This window comes from Mycetohabitans sp. B2 (assembly GCF_021733735.1).
In the GTDB taxonomy this organism is placed as follows: Bacteria; Pseudomonadota; Gammaproteobacteria; order Burkholderiales; family Burkholderiaceae; genus Mycetohabitans; species Mycetohabitans rhizoxinica.
Map to the genome: position 1 here is coordinate 1 of NZ_JAHKSP010000022.1, position 16,048 is coordinate 16,048.

The following is a 16,048-nucleotide window of genomic DNA, read 5'->3' on the forward strand; positions in this document are numbered from 1 at the left end:
GGTCCGGGGTCCGGGGTCCGGGGTCCGGGTCCGGTGGCGTAGCCTTCGGCACTGGGCCGCGCGCCGGCCAGGTCCGCCTGACAACTTGTACTAAACTAGCGAAAACCTGCCGTCACACCGCAACGCAACGTGATGGCAGCCCAATGAATTTTTCACCCAGACTGACACGCGATAGTTATGTTGCTCATCCCGGCCATCGACCTCAAGGACGGTCAATGTGTGCGCCTGAAACAAGGCGATATGGACCAGGTGACGGTCTTTTCCGAGGACCCGGCGGCCATGGCCCGTCACTGGGTGGACAACGGTGCGCGTCGGCTTCATCTGGTCGACTTAAACGGCGCGTTTGCCGGCAAGCCGAGGAACGAAGAAGCGATCCGCTCGATCATCGCCGAGGTCGGTGAGGAGATGCCGGTGCAGCTCGGTGGCGGGATTCGCGACCTCAATACGATCGAGCGGTACCTGGACGATGGATTGTCGTATGTGATTATCGGCACGGCCGCGGTGAAGAACCCGGGATTCCTGCGGGATGCGTGCAGTGCATTCGGCGGCCATATCATCGTCGGGCTGGACGCGAAGGACGGCAAAGTGGCCACGGACGGCTGGAGCAAGCTGACCGGGCACGAGGTGATCGACCTGGCGCGCAAGTTCGAGGATTACGGCGTCGAGGCGATCGTCTATACCGATATCGGCCGCGACGGCATGTTGCAGGGCATCAACATCGAGGCGACCGTGCGTCTCGCGCAGGCGGTCAAAATTCCGGTGATCGCCAGCGGCGGGCTGTCGAATCTGGCCGACATCGATGCGCTGTGCGCCGTCGAGGACGAAGGGATCGAAGGTGTGATTTGTGGGCGCGCGATCTATTCCGGCGAGCTTGATTTCACGGCCGCGCAGAACCTTGCCGATTCGCTGCGCGAGTCTCGCGCCTGAGGCTGCGTCGCGCACCGCGGGCCGGCTGCCCGTGCCCCGCCAGCGCGCTGGTCACACGCGTTTCACTTTTCAGCACCTACTTTCATGGCTTTACCGAAACGCATCATTCCGTGTCTTGACGTGACCGCCGGACGGGTCGTCAAGGGCGTCAATTTCGTCGAACTGCGCGATGCCGGCGATCCGGTCGAGATCGCGCGGCGCTACGACGAGCAGGGGGCTGACGAACTCACGTTCCTGGACATTACCGCGACGTCCGACGGGCGCGACCTGATTCTGCCGATCATCGAGTCGGTCGCCGCACAGGTGTTCATCCCGCTGACGGTCGGCGGTGGCGTGCGTACCACCGAGGATGTACGACGGTTGCTCAACGCAGGCGCCGACAAAGTCAGCGTCAATTCCACCGCGGTGGCCAATCCGCAGTTCGTCCGCGATGTGAGCGAGCGCTACGGTTCGCAGTGCATCGTCGTTGCGATCGACGCGAAGCAGGTCGGCGACTCGCATGAGGTGCCGCGTTGGGAGGTGTTTACGCATGGCGGCCGCAAGGCGACTGGACTCGACGCGGTGCAATGGGCGCGCCGGATGGCGCAGTTCGGGGCCGGCGAGATCTTGCTGACTAGCATGGACCGGGATGGTACCAAGAGTGGATTCGATCTGGCGCTCACGCGTGCGGTATCGGATGTGGTGTCGGTGCCGGTCATCGCCTCGGGCGGCGTGGGCTCGCTGCAGCACTTGGCCGATGGGGTGACCGATGGCCATGCGGACGCGGTACTGGCCGCTAGCATTTTCCACTACGGCGAATACACGGTCGGCGACGTGAAGCGGTTCATGGCCGAACGTGGCATTGCAGTGAGGCAGTAATGGGCGGCAATGACTGGCTGGACAAGGTGAAATGGGATGCGAACGGCTTAGTGCCGGTGATCGCGCAGGAAGCGTCGAGCAACGATGTGTTGATGTTCGCGTGGATGAACCGTGAAGCGTTAGCTAAGACCATTGAGCTGGGGCGCGCCGTCTACTTTTCCCGCTCGCGTAACAAGCTGTGGTTCAAGGGCGAGGAATCCGGCCATGTGCAGCACGTGCGCGAAGTGCGGCTGGACTGCGACGAGGATGTTGTGCTGTTAAAGGTCGAGCAGGTATCCGGCATGGCCTGCCATACCGGCCGGCATTCGTGTTTTTTTCAAAAATTCGAAGGCACTGTGGACGACGGAGAATGGATATCGATCGACCCCGTGCTGAAAGATCCGAAAAGCATCTATCCATGATTCACCATACTCAACCTGCGCTGCAGCGGACGGCTGACGCCATGAGTCCGCGGGACGCGAACGATGCTCTGCGTGACGTGCTGTTGCGGCTGGCGGCGACGATCGACGGCCGCAAGGGGGGCGACCCCGAGGCCTCGTATGTCGCGCGACTGTTTCACAAGGGCGACGACGCGATTTTGAAAAAGATCGGTGAAGAGGCGACCGAAGTCGTGATGGCGGCCAAGGATGCGCGTCACGGGGGCTCGAGCGCGACGCTGGTGAACGAGGTGGCCGACCTGTGGTTCCATTGTCTTATCATGTTGTCGCATTATGGTGTCGGGCCCAATGACGTACTGACCGAACTGCAACGCCGCGAGGGCCTGTCGGGCATTGAAGAAAAGGCGTTGCGCAAACGGCGCGAGCGCGAACAGAATGGTGATTGAGCCGTGCGGCAGTACTGTGGAGCGATGCGATGAATGATCCGTTAGATGACAACGAGCGTGCGGTGCGCACGCTCCAGCGTGTGCCGCTGGACGAACAGCGACTGCGTTCGCTCAGAACGCTGACCCATCTGTTGTACGCGCTCTATGCGTTGTTGTGGTTTACTGGCGGCGTGTCGGCCTTGATCGCTGTCATCGTCAACTACATCAAGCGCGACGATGTCGCGCACACGCCGTACGCCGCGCATTTCGCCTGGCAGATCCGCACCTTCTGGTGGGGATTAGTGTGGGGCGGCGTGGGTTTCGCCACAATGGTGATCATGATCGGTTTCGCCATCTGGTTTGCCGCCGGCGTCTGGGTGCTTTACCGGATCATCAAGGGATGGCTGTATCTGAACGACAACAAGCCGTTGCCGGTGCGACAGCGGGCGGCGGTATGACGGTGGACTGTTTGGAAACGTGATATGACGCAATCCGACTGTATCTTTTGCAAGATCGCGAGCGGTGAACTGCCGAGCAAAAAGGTGTTCGAGAACGACGAATTCGTCGCGTTCCACGATCTGCGGCCGGCAGCTGCCGTGCACGTGCTCGTCATTCCTCGAAAACATATTGAAACACTGTCCCATTGCACGGAAGACGATGCGCCGCTGCTTGGTAGAATGACAATATTGGTCGCGCGCCTGGCCGAGCAATTGGGTTGCGCGTACACCGGGGGGCAGACCGGTTTCCGGACCATAATCAATACCGGGCCGGGGGGCGGGCAGGAGGTCTACCACCTGCACGCGCATATCCTTGCCGGCCCGCGGCCGTGGCTGCGTATGGGCTGACATCCCACGCAATCGAAATCGGAGAGTTTTTATGGGCTCATTCAGTATTTGGCACTGGCTGATCGTGCTATTGATCGTGGCGTTGGTGTTCGGCACGAAAAAGCTGCGCAACATCGGCAGCGATCTCGGCGGTGCGGTCAAAGGTTTCAAGGACGGCATGCGCGACGCGGAAGGGACCGACGCCGATTCGCACAAGGAACTGCCACGCTCCGGCATGATCGACGTCGATGCGAAGGAAAAGTCCGGTTCGCACGATGCGCGTTGAGCGCCCGGCTCACACGTTGACCGGCTCACCGCGATGCTCGACTTAGGCCTCAGTAAGATGGCGTTGATCGGCGTTGTTGCGCTGATCGTGATCGGCCCGAAGAAGCTGCCCGGTGTGGCGCGCACCGCGGGCGCACTGTTCGGCCGTGCCCAGCGCTATGTGAACGACGTCAAGGCGGAGGTGATGCGCGAGATCGAGTTGGACGAGTTGCGCAAGATGAAGTCCGACTTCGAGGATGCCGCGCGAAACATGCAAACCTCGATTCACGAACACGTGCAACAAGCGCAAACTGAGCTGACCGAGGGCTGGCGCGACGGCACCGGCCCGAACACGGACAGCGCCGAGCAAGGCGTCAGCGCCGGCGCGCCGAATTCGATTTGGCACGACTCGCCCAGTGGCGCGGTGCGAGCATCGTCGCGCAAAAACTGGCGGGTCAAGCGCACGGCGACACCGGTGTGGTACAAACGGGTCGCTGCACGTCGTACCCATGTGCAGTCGGGCGCGGCTCGCGTGGCGCGGCATACGCCGCCAAACCTGCGGCGGCCGATCCGTTTCCTGTGATCCTGTCCCGTTTCCTGTCCACTTCTTTTCTCCGTCCCAGGCCGCTGTGAGCGAAGCTCCGCACAATCCGCAGAACGAAGACACCGAAGAAACGTTTATTTCGCACTTGATCGAGTTGCGCACGCGGGTGATCCGCGCTGCCGTCTCGGTGCTGGTGGTGTTCGTGTCGCTGGTCTATTGGGCGCCGGACATTTTCCGGTTGCTGGCTCATCCGCTGATGGCGAACCTGCCCAAGGGCGGCAAGATGATCGTCACCGACGTCACAGGCTCGTTCTTCGTGCCAATGAAGGTGACGATGCTGGTGGCGTTCGTGATCGCGCTGCCGGTGGTGCTGTACCAAATCTGGGCGTTTGTTGCGCCGGGCCTGTACCAACATGAGAAAAAGCTCGTGCTGCCGCTGGTTTCAAGCAGCTACGTGTTGTTTCTGTGCGGGATGGCGTTCGCGTATTTTGTTGTTTTTCCGACCATCTTTCGCGTAATGGCGCACTACAATGCGCCGCTCGGCGCCGAGATGTCAACGGATATCGACAATTACCTGAGCTTTGTGTTGACGATGTTCATCGCGTTCGGCGTGACGTTCGAAGTGCCGATCGTCGTCGTGCTGCTCGCGAAGCTGAATATGGTGACGGTAAACAAGCTCAAGGAAGTGCGTCCGTACGTGATCGTCGGCGCGTTCGTGGTCGCCGCTATCGTGACGCCGCCCGACGTTTTCTCCCAACTCATCCTCGCGGTGCCGCTGCTCGTGCTATACGAGCTCGGGATCATTGCGGCACGGCTGCTGGTTACTCGGCAGCCGGACAGCGAGCCCGAAAGCGAAGAGGCAAAATAGCGGCACGGCGGGCTGTGCTACGTGCCTTTATGCTGAGCGCCGCGCGGCGGCGCCCGTTACTTCGTCGTCGCCATTATCGGCGGCGCTCGTCATTCATCGTCGTCGCCGTTGTCCAGCGCTTGCTTGGGCGGCGGCGGGCGCTTGCCGATCGTCACGTCGATGTCCATTTCGTGCGACTTGCGCCACAGGTGCACCTTCGCGACCGTGCCGGGCTGAATCAGCGCGATCACGTTGAGCAGACGCGTCGTGTCGGTGATATCCTCATCGTTGACCTTCACGAGGATATCGCCCGGCTTGATACCGGCCTTGTCCGCCGGTCCGCCTCGCAGCACGCCCGCCACGATCGCGCCCGATTTCTGCTGTAGACGGAACGATTCCGCGATTTCTGGCGTCACGTCTTGAGGCTCGACACCGATCCAGCCGCGCGTGACCGTGCCCGTTGTGATGATGCTCTCAAGCACGCTGCGCGCCGTCGACACTGGAATGGCAAAGCCGATTCCCAGTGAGCCGCCGCTGCGCGAATAGATCGCGGTATTGATGCCGAGCAAGTTGCCGTTTACATCGACCAGTGCGCCGCCGGAATTACCCGGATTGATTGGCGCATCGGTCTGAATAAAGTTTTCGAAGGTGTTGATCCCCAGGTGATTGCGTCCGAGTGCGCTGATAATGCCCATCGTCACCGTCTGGCCGACCCCGAACGGATTGCCGATCGCCAGCACGACGTCGCCCACGCGCGCATGTTCCATCCGTCCGAGCGTGATCGTCGGCAGATTGGGTACACTGATCTTGAGCACCGCCAGATCCGTTTCCGGGTCTACGCCGATCATTTTCGCGCTCGCCGTGCGCCCGTCGGCCAACGCGACCTCAATCTCGTCGGCGCCGTCCACCACGTGCTGGTTCGTTAGAATGTAGCCTTCCGAGCTCACAATGACGCCGGAGCCGAGGTTGGACGCGGGCTCCTGGCGTTTGCGCTCGTAGTTGCGGTCGCCGAAGAAATAGCGGAACAGCGGGTCGTTGGCGCGCGGATCCGGCATTTGAGAGCCGTCTTTGCTGGAAAATACGTTCACCACTGCCGGCATCGCGTGCTGGGCGGCGTCTGCGTATGACGTGACCAGTCCGTGGCCCGCCATGCCCGGGGCGACCTCCTGCAGCGCGACGATGGGGGACGCCAGCTGTTGCCCGAGATTCCCTTGGCGCTGCAGCCACTGCGGCTTCAGCGTCGCGACGATAAACATCAACGCGAGCAGTACCGTCACCGCCTGCGCAAAGAACAGCCAAAAGCGTCTAAGCATCTGAACTTATGGGGCTTGCATGGATCGAAATGAACTTGAATTGTACTTGAACGGGTTGCTCGAAACCTCGCGGTTCCGGGACTATTGCCCCAACGGGTTGCAAGTTGAAGGTCGTCGCCGGATCGAGAAGGTCGCCACCGGCGTGAGTGCTTGCGCGGCGTTGCTCGAGGCGGCGATCGACTGGAAAGCTGACGCGGTGCTCGTGCATCACGGGTATTTTTGGAAAAACGAAGCGCCGCAAATCACGGGCCACAAGTATCGGCGACTGCGCCTTTTGATCCAGAACGACATCAACCTGTTGGCTTACCACCTGCCACTGGACGCACATGCGGAACTGGGCAACAACGCGCAGCTCGGCGCGCGGATGGGGTGGCAGGCCGACGCGCGGTTCGGTGACAACGATCTCGGCTTCCTCGCCACGCTGCCGATGCCCACGTCGCTGTCGCATCTGGCCGCACAGGTCGGCAATACGCTCGGGCGCGCGCCGCTTGTGCTGGGCGATCCTGATCGCAAGGTGCGCCGTGTCGCGTGGTGTACCGGCGCCGCGCAAGGCTACTTCGACGAGGCGATCCGGGCCGGCGCCGATGTCTACCTGAGCGGCGAAGTGTCCGAGCCCACCACCCACTTGGCGGCGGAGTCCGGCGTGGCGTATGTATCGGCCGGCCACCATGCGACCGAACGTTACGGCGTGCAGGCTATCGGAGCCCACTTGGCCGACGCATTCGGTTTGGAGCATCTATTCATCGACATCGACAATCCGGTCTAGTCGGGCTGCGTCGATATCTACGCCGACAAATCCGTATGCGTCGGCGGGGAACAAATGGTGCGACGTATTGCCGCATCCGTGCCGTGCCGTGCCGTGCCGTGCCGTGCCGTGCCGTGCCGTGCCGTGCCGTGCCGTGCCGTGCCGTGCCGTGCCGTGCCGCATCCGTGCCAAGCCAAGCCAAGGGGCGGCGCGCACCTGCGCAGACCGCAACGCCCGCATTCGGCACATCGTACCGTCCGCATTCAGCGCATCGCGCCCCGCATTGATATATCGCGCCGCCGCATTCGGCGCATCGCGCTCCTGCATTCGGCACATCGCACTGCCGGGCTGGACTCCACAGCGGGGTGCGCCCGTCAGCCGCAGTGCCCCCGCGGATCCCGTGTGACGTCGATTTCGTGATTTTTGTTAAGTAGTTGCTTAATATAAGAGGCCGTGCTATACGAATCGGTGCCGCCAAACCCTTGCGTAGCAAGCCTTTACGCGGCAGGCCGCAACCTAGGCTTGTAAATGGCGCCTGCATTCCCGCACACTATGAATGGGTAGCCGAAGGAAGACTGGAGTCCAACCAAGAAGTGGGGCGTGTGATGCGAGACAAGGAAGACAATCGCGTCGATGGCAGCCGCCGTACCTGGCTGATAGCGACGTCAGTAGCGGGTGGAATGGGAGGCATGACAACCCTGGTGCCGTTTGCTGCATCGCTGGCACCGTCCGAAAAGGCCAGGGCCGCAGGTGCGCCGGTTGAGGTGGACATTAGTACCTTGAAGCCCGGCGAAATGATGACTGTTGCATGGCGTGGCAAGCCTGTGTGGATCATCAATCGTACCGAGCAGATGCTGGCCGAGGTCACCAAGGCTGACGGCGAGGTGGCCGATCCGCATACGCAGAATCCATTTTCGATCCCGCTCCCCGAGTATTGCCAGAACGAATACCGCTCCCGTCCCGAGCACAAGAACATCCTCGTGCTCGTGGGCATCTGCACGCACTTGGGCTGCTCGCCGAGCCCGCGTTTTTTACCGGGTCCCCAGCCGAACCTGCCGGCCAACTGGCCGGGCGGTTGGCTGTGTCCGTGCCATGGCTCGACCTTTGACTTGGCCGGCCGCGTGTTCAAGAACAAGCCCGCACCGCAAAACCTGGATGTACCGCCGTTCATGTTCAAGACGGCCACGCAGCTCGTGATTGGCCAGGATGAGAAGGGAGAGGCGTAAATGGCGACGACGGACAACTCTGATGAAGGCACAGGTCTGCTCGGCTGGATCGATCGCCGTTTTCCACTAAGTTCAACATGGAAGGCGCACGTATCCGAGTACTACGCACCAAAAAACTTCAACTTTTGGTATTTCTTCGGCTCACTGGCCCTGCTCGTGCTGGTGATCCAGGTCGTCACCGGCATTTTCCTGGTGATGAACTACAAGCCTGACTCGCAGTTGGCGTTTGCGTCGGTCGAGTACATCATGCGCGAAGTGCCGTGGGGCTGGCTGATCCGGTACATGCATTCGACCGGCGCATCGATGTTTTTCGTCGTCATCTATCTGCACATGTTCCGGGGGCTGTTGTACGGCTCCTATCGCAAGCCACGCGAACTGGTGTGGATCTTCGGCTGCCTGATCTTCCTGTGCCTGATGGCCGAAGCGTTCTTCGGTTATTTATTGCCGTGGGGCCAGATGTCGTTTTGGGGTGCACAGGTCATCGTGAACCTGTTCTCCGCGATTCCGTTTATCGGTCCGGACCTGGCACTGTGGATCCGTGGTGACTACGTCGTGTCGGATGTCACGTTGAACCGCTTCTTTGCGTTTCACGTGATCGCGATCCCGCTGGTGCTCATCGGCCTGGTCGTCGCTCATATCGTCGCGCTGCACGAAGTGGGCTCGAACAACCCGGACGGCATCGAGATCAAGGCAAAGAAAGACGCAAAAGGCATTCCGCTCGATGGTATCCCATTCCATCCGTACTACTCGGTGCACGACTTCTTCGGCGTCTGCGTCTTCCTGCTCGTATTTTGCGCGATTATCTTTTTCGCGCCCGAGATGGGCGGCTATTTCCTCGAGGCGAACAACTTCGTGCCGTCCGACCCGCTCAAGACGCCGACCGAAATTGCGCCGGTCTGGTACTTCACCGCGTTCTACGCAATGCTGCGTGCGACGACGGACGACTTTAAGATCGCGTTGATGATCGTGGTCGGGCTGCTCGGCATGCTCGGCTTAATCAAGGCCCGCGGAGGCGTGAAGAAGACGGGCTCGGTCGTGGCTGCCGTGCTCGTGATTCTCGCAATGGCCAGCACCCAGGCCAAGTTCTGGGGCGTCATCGTCATGGGTGGCGCCGTCCTCACGTTGTTTTTCCTACCGTGGCTTGATCGCAGCCCGGTCAAGTCCATCCGCTATCGTCCGGGTTTTCATCGATTCTTCTATGGAATCTTCGTCGTCGTCTTCCTGACACTGGCCTTTCTTGGCACCCGGCCCCCCTCGCCGGCCGCGACCGTGATCGCGCAGGCCTGCACGCTAGTGTATTTCGCCTTCTTCCTCGGGATGCCGTTCTGGACCCGCCTGGGCACATTCAAGCAGCCGCCCGAGCGCGTGACCTTCAAGCCGCATTGAACGCGGGAATCGGACGCGAACGGAGAATACCAATGAAGAAATGGCTTTCGATACTTGCGCTGCTGGCGGCGACACTGGCTGGCACGCTGGGCGTGGCCCGTGCCCAGGAGGAGGATATCGTCCTCGATCGCGCGCCGGACCGCACCAACAATCTTGCGTCGCTGCAACGTGGCGCGCAGTTGTTTGTGAACTACTGTCTGAACTGCCACAGTGCGAGCATGCTGCGCTACAGCAAGCTCCAGTCGATCGGCATCCCGCAGAAGGAAATCGAGGACAACCTGCTCTTTAGCGGCGGCAAGGTCGGTGACACGATGACTGTGGCGATGCGCCCGGCCGATGCGCAGGAGTGGTTCGGCGTCGCGCCGCCGGACTTGTCGCTCGAGGCGCGCGCGCGAGGCGTGGACTGGCTGTACACGTACTTGCGCACGTTCTATCGCGACCCGACGCGGCCAACCGGGTGGAACAACCTCGCGTTCCCGAATGTCGGAATGCCCCATGTACTGTGGCAACTGCAGGGCGTGCGCGATGCGAAATTTATTGAACAAAAAGGTGAGGACGGTGAGGTGACGCACCAGTTCGACGGCTTTACCCAGGTGAGCAACGGGACGCTTGCGCCGATAGACTATGATTCGTCTGTCGCCGACCTTGTCTCCTACCTTGCCTGGATGTCAGAGCCGGCACGCAAGACGCGCGAGCGCGTAGGCGTGTGGGTGCTGCTGTTTCTCGGCGTACTGACTCTGTGCGCCTGGAGGCTCAACGCCGCGTACTGGAAAGATATCAAGTAAGCACGCCGTTCGCGGTGTGGGGCTGGCAGCCAAGAAGACCGGCATGGGGCGGTCTTCTCAGCGCTGGCCCTTCGGTTTTTTGAGGAAAGTAGAAATGATGGTTTTGTATTCCGGTACCACTTGCCCATTCTCCCAGCGTTGCCGGCTGGTGCTGTTCGAAAAGGGCATGGACTTCGAGATCCGCGATGTCGACCTGTTCAACAAACCGGAGGACATCTCGGTGATGAACCCGTACGGGCAGGTGCCGATCCTCGTGGAGCGCGATCTGATCCTATACGAGTCGAACATCATCAACGAGTATATCGATGAGCGCTTCCCGCATCCGCAATTGATGCCTGCTGATCCGGTCCAGCGTGCTCGTGCACGGCTGTTCCTGCTCAATTTTGAGAAAGAGCTGTTCGTGCACGTTGGCACGCTCGAGAACGAGAAGGGCAAGACGGCCGAGAAAGCGCACGAGCGCGCGCGTGCGGCGATTCGTGACCGGCTGACGCAATTGGCACCGATCTTTGTTAAGAACAAGTACATGCTGGGCGAAGAGTTCTCGATGCTTGACGTGGCGATCGCGCCGCTGTTGTGGCGTCTGGATCACTATGGCATCGAGCTGTCCAAGAACGCGGCGCCGCTGATGAAATATGCGGAACGCATTTTTAGCCGGCCGGCCTATATCGAGGCGTTGACGCCCTCCGAGAAGGTGATGCGTCGTTAAGCGGCGGCGGGCTTGAGTCCCCAGTCGTAACTGCTTGCCGGTGTGACGCCCGCGTGCCGGGCGCGACGCGTCGGCAGGTCGAGGAACAATAATGCAAGAGATTTCCACCAAGCCCTATTTGTTGCGCGCGCTCTACGAGTGGTGCACGGACAATGGATTGACGCCGCATATCGCGGTAAAGGTCGACAACCACACGCGTGTCCCGCGACAGTTCGTGCGTGACGGCGAAATTGTGCTTAATATCAGCTTCGATGCGACCAGCCAGTTGCAAATGGGCAACGATGTGATCGAATTCCTCGCGCGCTTCTCCGGCAAATCGCACAAGATTGAGGTGCCGGTGGCCAACGTCCTGGCCATTTATGCGCGCGAGAACGGGCAGGGAATGGTGTTCCCGGTCGAAGGGATTCCAGATGAGCCGGTCGAAGGCGCACCCGAGTTCGAGGCCCTTGCGGCAGACGAATTTTACGATATGACGCCCCAGGAGAAGCAGCGCATCCTACGAGAGCGTGTGTTGCAGCAAGTGGGACAGAGCGGGCCGGCCGTAGTCGGCCGCGACATGCAGCGCGGCCAGCACTCAGAGGGTCAGGCTGTGCAAGAGCCCGACGCTGCCGATGCCGGGGGCGAGGGTCGGAAGGACAATAGTCGCAAGCATCTGAAAGTGATCAAGTGATCTTTTGCCGCAGACCCAGGCTGTAGTATACTGTTTAGCTATGCCGGCTTAGCTCATCTGGTAGAGCAGTTGATTTGTAATCATCAGGTGGCGGGTTCGAGTCCTGCAGCCGGCACCAATACTGACGCGGGTCCCAGCGAATGGGGCCCGCTTTTTTTTGTTCTACAAAACCCGCTTTGTTCTACAAAATTACTTTTGCTGACAAGGCGGAGGCCGCGTAGCGCGCTCCGAAGGGCCAACTGGCAGCGAAGCACTTAACGCTGGTTGGTGCTGCATGACCTGCCGACAATAGAAGCAGCAGCCGGTTACCATCCCAGCTCACAGAAGGCGGCTGACCATGCAGGTAGCGTCACCGGTCGATCGGCGATTGGATAAGAGCACGGCTGAGTTGGCGATGCGATAATGCCCATCTTGGCGAGGTGAATGAAAAAGGTTGACGCACACTTGCCAAGCTTGCCTACTTGGATAAACGGGGACATATCATCCGGCAATGAGCGCGACAGCGCCAAGCATGACGAAGAACTCTCGCTATCTGAGCTATAACCAGGCGTACTTACACACATCGCTTACAAACAAAATTGTGCCGTAGCTGTCTGGGATTCGATGATGTGGTTTGCTTTGTCACACTTGGATGCGCGTGTGCCGTTTGGCATTTAGCGTCCCCCTTTTCCAGATAACAGAGTGCATCCAGCGAGTAGAAGACTCTAATACCGTGGCAATAGCCAGAGGGCAGGCCGCGTTTGACTTCAACGCAGCCGCGCAGCGGGTTTTGTGTGCTGGCGATAGTTCCATTGATTGGGACCGTTCCCACAGGGCGGTGAGCGGTTCGGCCCGCAGATCCGGTTCGGCCTGAATCTGCTCAATCTCGCCTATCAGTTGTTGTAGCGACGCGAGATCGGAGACGCTGTCTGCTTGCTGGTAACAGCGCCACGCCCATCGTCTTTCCTCCATCAGGGCATAGGTGTTGCGATTGACACGTGAAAACTCGGGGATATGATCCAACGGTAGGTAGCGTGCGACCTCCAGAATCACTTCGCCTGGCAAAGTGTCGTAGATTCTGGGCTTTTTGGGGCGTGCGTCGAATGTGGTGTCCGCTGATCGTTTTGCGCCCGTAGGCGGTGCAGCGGGCGACGCTTGGTGGGCTTGTTCGTTCATCGCATAAATAGCGATGGGGGCAGTATCCAATGCGTCGTTAAAGTCCATCGACAATTCCGGGAGTCAGATATGGGCCATAAAGCGGGTGATCAGGGCGAGAAGGCCCCTGGCGCTGAGGCCAGGATGAGCGTAGGGTGTAGCTGGGCACAGATGGGCCGCCGTGGGACGGACGAGGGCGGATCATACGGTGATTCACTGCCTGCTGGGCAGCAGGCTAGCGAAGAACGAATGCCTAAACGCGACTGCGAGCGGCCATCGGCTAGTTTTGTGTCGAATACTCATAACGTTGGCTCAGAAAGCGCAGTCTCCTCCTTGCCCGCCGGCTTCGCTTAAGTCAGTGGTTTTCATGAACTCACTGGCATGCTCGGTTAGCCTTTGTGATGTGCGTTTCCGATGGTGTCAACAGCAACTTAGAAGTGGCTCTTTCCCACTTTGTGTAAAGTTTCACGTCACAAATCAGCATCGATTCAACACGCGAGTACAAAGCAGCTAAAAGTCGACGCGGCCATACATTTGTCGCTTGAGAAACTTGAGCCGATTGACATAGCTTTCGACGATACCGTTACTGTAGGGGCAGCAGTGCTGCGTCATAGTCGTGGCCGAGACCTGCCGCTAATCACCACATTTCAGGCACGCCGCTGGCTTGCCAGTTCACACAAAGTGTGAAAGAGTCAGTATTACTTTGACGCTAACAACTGCGCCGCGGTGACTTGCTGCGACGCGGTTGGCGCGTGCTGGTTGGCCGCTGATTGAGTTACGGTTAAGGTAGAGGGTCTGGTACGTAATAAAAATTATAAAGAATCCCGAGAATGCAATGCTTACGTTCAAGGTCACGACAGTCGGGGCGTCAGCTGGCTTCATCCTCACCAAGGAAGCGATGGCACGGCTCAAGGTGAAGAAGGGGGATACGGTGTATTTGACGGAGGCGCCGGAGGGGGGCTATCGGATTACACCCTATGATCCCGATTTCGAGCGTCAAATGAGGCTGGCGGAAGAGATCATGCATGACGACCGCAATATCTTGCGGGCGCTTGCCAAGTGACCGCTTGGCGATGGGTTCGCGCGGATCTAATCTATGCCGTGCATGATCGCCAGCTAGCCGAGCATGGTGGTCTTGATGGCGTGCGCGACATAGGCGCTGTGGAGTCGGCATTGGCGCAGCCGCAGAACCTCGATACATACGGCGAGGCGGACGTTGCGGCACTGGCGGCCGCGTATGCGTATGGCTTGGCTCGGAATCATGGTTTTGCGGATGACAACAAGCGCACTGCATGGATTGCCGCGCGCTTGTTTCTTGCTGACAATGGTTATCGCATGCAGTTTGATCCGGCTGACGCGGTTAGGACGATGGAAGGCGTTGCCTCCGGCGAGATTGATGAGGGACAACTTGCAGCGTGGTTTCGACAGCGGGTTGCGGTTGTTTGATGCGTCGGCAGAGCGGCGTCTAGCGCCGCACCGCGATGACCGCCCCGGCTCTGGGAGTTACCCCGCGTCCGTAGCCATCTCCGCAAGGCGCTGGGTGCGCAGTCGGCGGTACAGCGTGGAGCGGGAAATACCCAACTCTCGTGCCGCTTCGGTTTGCCGGCCGCGGTGCCGCTTCAGCGCCTGGTCGATCAAATGGTCATCGACGACCATGGGCGGCTTGATGATCGGCACGGCCTCCGGCGGCACCCACTGCTCAAGTTCCAGATCGCGAGCCGTCAGGATGGTGCCATCCGTCATCACCAAGGCGCGCCGTACGCGGTTGATCAACTCGCGCACGTTTCCGGGCCACGGATAGCGACGCATGGCGGCCATGGCCGACGGGGAAAAACCCTTCACGTGCGGCGCATCGGACTTGTATCGTTCAAACATGCATTGCGCGAGCACCTCGATGTCCTTGCCGCGCGTGCGCAACGCGGGCTGCTCCACGCGTAGCACGCATAGCCGATGGTAGAGATCGGCGCGAAAACGTCCGGCATTGACCGCCTCTTCCAGGTTCGCGTGCGTGGCTGAAATGACTCGCACGTCAACGTGGATCGTGTCACGCCCACCCAGGCGCTGGATCGTGCGCTCTTGCAGGAAGCGTAACAGACTGGTCTGACTCTCCAGCGGCAGGTCCGCGATCTCGTCGAGGAACAATGTGCCGTGGTGGGCCGTTTCGATCCGGCCGAGCTTGCGCGACAACGCTCCGGTGAACGCGCCGCGCTCGTAGCCGAACAACTCGGACTGGACCAGGTGAGATGGTATTGCCCCGCAGTTGATCGCGACGAACGGCCGATTTGCACGCGGTGAGCGCTCGTGGATCGCGATCGCGGTTAGCTCCTTGCCGGTGCCGGACTCGCCGGAAATGAGCACCGGCGCGTCGGTGCGCGCGATCCTTGGGATCTTGTCGAACAGCTTTAGCATCGTCTCGCAGGTACCGATCATCCGGCCCTCGCGTGAGCGTGACGGGCCCTGAGACGCACGCAGCATGAGCATACCGTACGCGTGTGCGAGCGCATCGGCAACGCGCTCCTGCGACGCGGGAAGCGTTACATAATCAAAACAATAGTCACGAAGCACCGCCTTGACTGCCGCGATACTGAGCTGCCGTGGCTCGACTAGACCGACCCAGGCTACCTCCGATGACGCCTGGCAGCGCGACAGCGCGTCGAGCCATTCGGTGTCGGGCACCGTGCTCAGGTCGAGGATCCCGCCTGCTTGAACGACATGCTGTAGTGCGTGCCGGACGGCCTGCCCATCGTCGACGACCGATACGAGCCAGTTACGTCGGGATAAGTGTTGTCGCAGGTCCCGACGCGGCTCGCGCGTCCAGTAGACGAGTTTTCGAGAAATGGTGAATTGACTGTCGTTAGCTAGCGACATGACTACCCCGTATCGATGCATTGTTTTTGTTGTATGGACAATCATATCCGCGGCATAACGCGGAAGTGATAAATCTTGTCAAATCGTCGGTTGGCATGTCGCAATCGAGGCCGCAGCAACAGCGAATAGATATCAGACAGGTGAGTCTA

At 60.1% G+C, this 16,048-nt stretch carries 21 protein-coding genes and 1 tRNA gene; 18 read left to right on the plus strand and 4 right to left on the minus strand.

All coding sequences use genetic code 11. From position 1 onward, the window contains the following. Positions 1–177: 177 nt before the first annotated feature. The 9 genes from hisA to tatC all read left to right on the plus strand — a co-directional run bounded on the left by hisA (position 178) and on the right by tatC (position 5,087). The gene (hisA, locus tag KPG66_RS04940) at positions 178–927 is read left to right on the plus strand and encodes a 1-(5-phosphoribosyl)-5-[(5-phosphoribosylamino)methylideneamino]imidazole-4-carboxamide isomerase (RefSeq protein ID WP_237070162.1); all 750 of its coding nucleotides are present in this window, start codon (positions 178–180) and stop codon (positions 925–927) included. An 84-nt stretch (positions 928–1,011) separates the two neighbouring features. Further along, a complete protein-coding gene (hisF, locus tag KPG66_RS04945) occupies positions 1,012–1,785 on the plus strand; it encodes an imidazole glycerol phosphate synthase subunit HisF (RefSeq protein ID WP_237070163.1) in 774 nt (257 codons plus the stop codon). Further along, positions 1,785–2,186, plus strand: a complete 402-nt coding sequence (gene hisI / locus KPG66_RS04950; RefSeq protein WP_237070164.1) for a phosphoribosyl-AMP cyclohydrolase — start codon at positions 1,785–1,787, stop codon at positions 2,184–2,186. Before hisF ends, hisI begins: the two co-directional genes overlap by 1 nt. A gap of 41 nt (positions 2,187–2,227) precedes the next feature. Beyond that, positions 2,228–2,608 carry a phosphoribosyl-ATP diphosphatase gene (locus KPG66_RS04955; RefSeq protein WP_041754169.1) on the plus strand — a complete coding sequence of 127 codons (381 nt, stop codon included), beginning with the start codon at positions 2,228–2,230 and terminating at the stop codon, positions 2,606–2,608. Between the two features lie 29 nt (positions 2,609–2,637). After that, positions 2,638–3,045 (plus strand): DUF4870 family protein, encoded by a 408-nt coding sequence (locus tag KPG66_RS04960; protein WP_237070165.1) that lies wholly within the window; start codon positions 2,638–2,640, stop codon positions 3,043–3,045. Positions 3,046–3,069: 24 nt separating this feature from the next. Next, entirely contained in the window at positions 3,070–3,432 is a 363-nt protein-coding gene (locus KPG66_RS04965; protein WP_237070166.1) for a histidine triad nucleotide-binding protein, read from the plus strand. 31 nt (positions 3,433–3,463) lie between these two features. Further along, positions 3,464–3,697, plus strand: coding sequence for a Sec-independent protein translocase subunit TatA (gene tatA, locus KPG66_RS04970; RefSeq protein ID WP_237070167.1), 234 nt, complete (start codon positions 3,464–3,466; stop codon positions 3,695–3,697). Positions 3,698–3,730: 33 nt separating this feature from the next. Then, positions 3,731–4,258, plus strand: a complete 528-nt coding sequence (gene tatB, locus KPG66_RS04975) for a Sec-independent protein translocase protein TatB (protein WP_237070168.1) — start codon at positions 3,731–3,733, stop codon at positions 4,256–4,258. After that, positions 4,185–5,087 carry a twin-arginine translocase subunit TatC gene (gene tatC / locus KPG66_RS04980; RefSeq protein ID WP_272907032.1) on the plus strand — a complete coding sequence of 301 codons (903 nt, stop codon included), beginning with the start codon at positions 4,185–4,187 and terminating at the stop codon, positions 5,085–5,087. The genes tatB and tatC overlap by 74 nt, the downstream gene beginning before the upstream one ends. An 89-nt stretch (positions 5,088–5,176) precedes the next feature. Here tatC and KPG66_RS04985 read toward each other — a convergent pair whose 3' ends face one another. After that, complete coding sequence (locus tag KPG66_RS04985) at positions 5,177–6,379, minus strand: Do family serine endopeptidase (RefSeq protein ID WP_237070170.1); 1,203 nt, start codon at positions 6,377–6,379, stop codon at positions 5,177–5,179. Positions 6,380–6,398: 19 nt separating this feature from the next. Here KPG66_RS04985 and KPG66_RS04990 point away from each other — a divergent pair, with 19 nt between their 5' ends. Next, complete coding sequence (locus tag KPG66_RS04990; protein WP_237070171.1) at positions 6,399–7,145, plus strand: Nif3-like dinuclear metal center hexameric protein; 747 nt, start codon at positions 6,399–6,401, stop codon at positions 7,143–7,145. On the opposite strand, the gene KPG66_RS04995 is transcribed toward KPG66_RS04990, so the two are convergent. Further along, complete coding sequence (locus tag KPG66_RS04995; protein WP_237070172.1) at positions 7,116–7,451, minus strand: hypothetical protein; 336 nt, start codon at positions 7,449–7,451, stop codon at positions 7,116–7,118. The genes KPG66_RS04990 and KPG66_RS04995 overlap by 30 nt on opposite strands. Positions 7,452–7,729: 278 nt before the next feature. Here KPG66_RS04995 and petA point away from each other — a divergent pair, with 278 nt between their 5' ends. The 6 genes from petA (at position 7,730) to KPG66_RS05025 (ending at position 12,015) form a co-directional block, all read left to right on the plus strand. Then, positions 7,730–8,350, plus strand: coding sequence for a ubiquinol-cytochrome c reductase iron-sulfur subunit (gene petA / locus KPG66_RS05000; protein WP_041753295.1), 621 nt, complete (start codon positions 7,730–7,732; stop codon positions 8,348–8,350). Then, positions 8,351–9,736: a cytochrome b gene (locus KPG66_RS05005; RefSeq protein WP_013434877.1), complete on the plus strand. Its 1,386-nt coding sequence runs from the start codon at positions 8,351–8,353 to the stop codon at positions 9,734–9,736. It abuts the gene before it with no gap. A 32-nt stretch (positions 9,737–9,768) separates the two neighbouring features. Beyond that, positions 9,769–10,521, plus strand: a complete 753-nt coding sequence (locus KPG66_RS05010) for a cytochrome c1 (protein WP_041753297.1) — start codon at positions 9,769–9,771, stop codon at positions 10,519–10,521. A 94-nt stretch (positions 10,522–10,615) separates the two neighbouring features. Then, positions 10,616–11,227, plus strand: a complete 612-nt coding sequence (locus tag KPG66_RS05015) for a glutathione S-transferase N-terminal domain-containing protein (RefSeq protein WP_041753298.1) — start codon at positions 10,616–10,618, stop codon at positions 11,225–11,227. A 91-nt stretch (positions 11,228–11,318) separates the two neighbouring features. Then, entirely contained in the window at positions 11,319–11,897 is a 579-nt protein-coding gene (locus tag KPG66_RS05020) for a ClpXP protease specificity-enhancing factor (RefSeq protein WP_013434881.1), read from the plus strand. A gap of 42 nt (positions 11,898–11,939) precedes the next feature. Then, positions 11,940–12,015, plus strand: a tRNA-Thr gene (locus KPG66_RS05025). A gap of 503 nt (positions 12,016–12,518) precedes the next feature. On the opposite strand, the gene KPG66_RS05030 is transcribed toward KPG66_RS05025, so the two are convergent. Further along, positions 12,519–13,100 carry a hypothetical protein gene (locus KPG66_RS05030; RefSeq protein ID WP_237070173.1) on the minus strand — a complete coding sequence of 194 codons (582 nt, stop codon included), beginning with the start codon at positions 13,098–13,100 and terminating at the stop codon, positions 12,519–12,521. A gap of 766 nt (positions 13,101–13,866) precedes the next feature. On the opposite strand from KPG66_RS05030, the gene KPG66_RS05035 reads away from it, so the two are divergent. Both KPG66_RS05035 and KPG66_RS05040 read left to right on the plus strand, forming a co-directional pair. Beyond that, positions 13,867–14,094 (plus strand): AbrB/MazE/SpoVT family DNA-binding domain-containing protein, encoded by a 228-nt coding sequence (locus KPG66_RS05035; RefSeq protein ID WP_013434885.1) that lies wholly within the window; start codon positions 13,867–13,869, stop codon positions 14,092–14,094. Then, entirely contained in the window at positions 14,091–14,477 is a 387-nt protein-coding gene (locus KPG66_RS05040; RefSeq protein WP_013434886.1) for a type II toxin-antitoxin system death-on-curing family toxin, read from the plus strand. The genes KPG66_RS05035 and KPG66_RS05040 overlap by 4 nt, the downstream gene beginning before the upstream one ends. 57 nt (positions 14,478–14,534) lie before the next feature. Here KPG66_RS05040 and KPG66_RS05045 read toward each other — a convergent pair whose 3' ends face one another. Then, positions 14,535–15,899 carry a sigma-54 dependent transcriptional regulator gene (locus KPG66_RS05045; protein ID WP_237070174.1) on the minus strand — a complete coding sequence of 455 codons (1,365 nt, stop codon included), beginning with the start codon at positions 15,897–15,899 and terminating at the stop codon, positions 14,535–14,537. Positions 15,900–16,048: the final 149 nt, after the last annotated feature.

Bases quoted from the DNA above. Each gene is read 5' to 3' on its own strand.
- KPG66_RS04995 (WP_237070172.1), bottom strand. From the start codon at position 7,451: ATGCAGGAGCGCGATGCGCCGAATGCGGCGGCGCGATATATCAATGCG.
- tatB (WP_237070168.1), top strand. From the start codon at position 3,731: ATGCTCGACTTAGGCCTCAGTAAGATGGCGTTGATCGGCGTTGTTGCG.
- tatA (WP_237070167.1), top strand. From the start codon at position 3,464: ATGGGCTCATTCAGTATTTGGCACTGGCTGATCGTGCTATTGATCGTG.
- KPG66_RS04960 (WP_237070165.1), top strand. From the start codon at position 2,638: ATGAATGATCCGTTAGATGACAACGAGCGTGCGGTGCGCACGCTCCAG.
- KPG66_RS04985 (WP_237070170.1), bottom strand. From the start codon at position 6,379: ATGCTTAGACGCTTTTGGCTGTTCTTTGCGCAGGCGGTGACGGTACTG.
- tatC (WP_272907032.1), top strand. From the start codon at position 4,185: ATGTGCAGTCGGGCGCGGCTCGCGTGGCGCGGCATACGCCGCCAAACC.
- hisA (WP_237070162.1), top strand. From the start codon at position 178: ATGTTGCTCATCCCGGCCATCGACCTCAAGGACGGTCAATGTGTGCGC.
- KPG66_RS05035 (WP_013434885.1), top strand. From the start codon at position 13,867: ATGCTTACGTTCAAGGTCACGACAGTCGGGGCGTCAGCTGGCTTCATC.
- KPG66_RS04955 (WP_041754169.1), top strand. From the start codon at position 2,228: ATGAGTCCGCGGGACGCGAACGATGCTCTGCGTGACGTGCTGTTGCGG.
- KPG66_RS04990 (WP_237070171.1), top strand. From the start codon at position 6,399: ATGGATCGAAATGAACTTGAATTGTACTTGAACGGGTTGCTCGAAACC.
- KPG66_RS05020 (WP_013434881.1), top strand. From the start codon at position 11,319: ATGCAAGAGATTTCCACCAAGCCCTATTTGTTGCGCGCGCTCTACGAG.
- KPG66_RS04965 (WP_237070166.1), top strand. From the start codon at position 3,070: ATGACGCAATCCGACTGTATCTTTTGCAAGATCGCGAGCGGTGAACTG.
- KPG66_RS05015 (WP_041753298.1), top strand. From the start codon at position 10,616: ATGATGGTTTTGTATTCCGGTACCACTTGCCCATTCTCCCAGCGTTGC.
- KPG66_RS05005 (WP_013434877.1), top strand. From the start codon at position 8,351: ATGGCGACGACGGACAACTCTGATGAAGGCACAGGTCTGCTCGGCTGG.
- KPG66_RS05045 (WP_237070174.1), bottom strand. From the start codon at position 15,899: ATGTCGCTAGCTAACGACAGTCAATTCACCATTTCTCGAAAACTCGTC.
- hisI (WP_237070164.1), top strand. From the start codon at position 1,785: ATGGGCGGCAATGACTGGCTGGACAAGGTGAAATGGGATGCGAACGGC.
- KPG66_RS05030 (WP_237070173.1), bottom strand. From the start codon at position 13,100: ATGGACTTTAACGACGCATTGGATACTGCCCCCATCGCTATTTATGCG.
- petA (WP_041753295.1), top strand. From the start codon at position 7,730: ATGCGAGACAAGGAAGACAATCGCGTCGATGGCAGCCGCCGTACCTGG.
- hisF (WP_237070163.1), top strand. From the start codon at position 1,012: ATGGCTTTACCGAAACGCATCATTCCGTGTCTTGACGTGACCGCCGGA.
- KPG66_RS05010 (WP_041753297.1), top strand. From the start codon at position 9,769: ATGAAGAAATGGCTTTCGATACTTGCGCTGCTGGCGGCGACACTGGCT.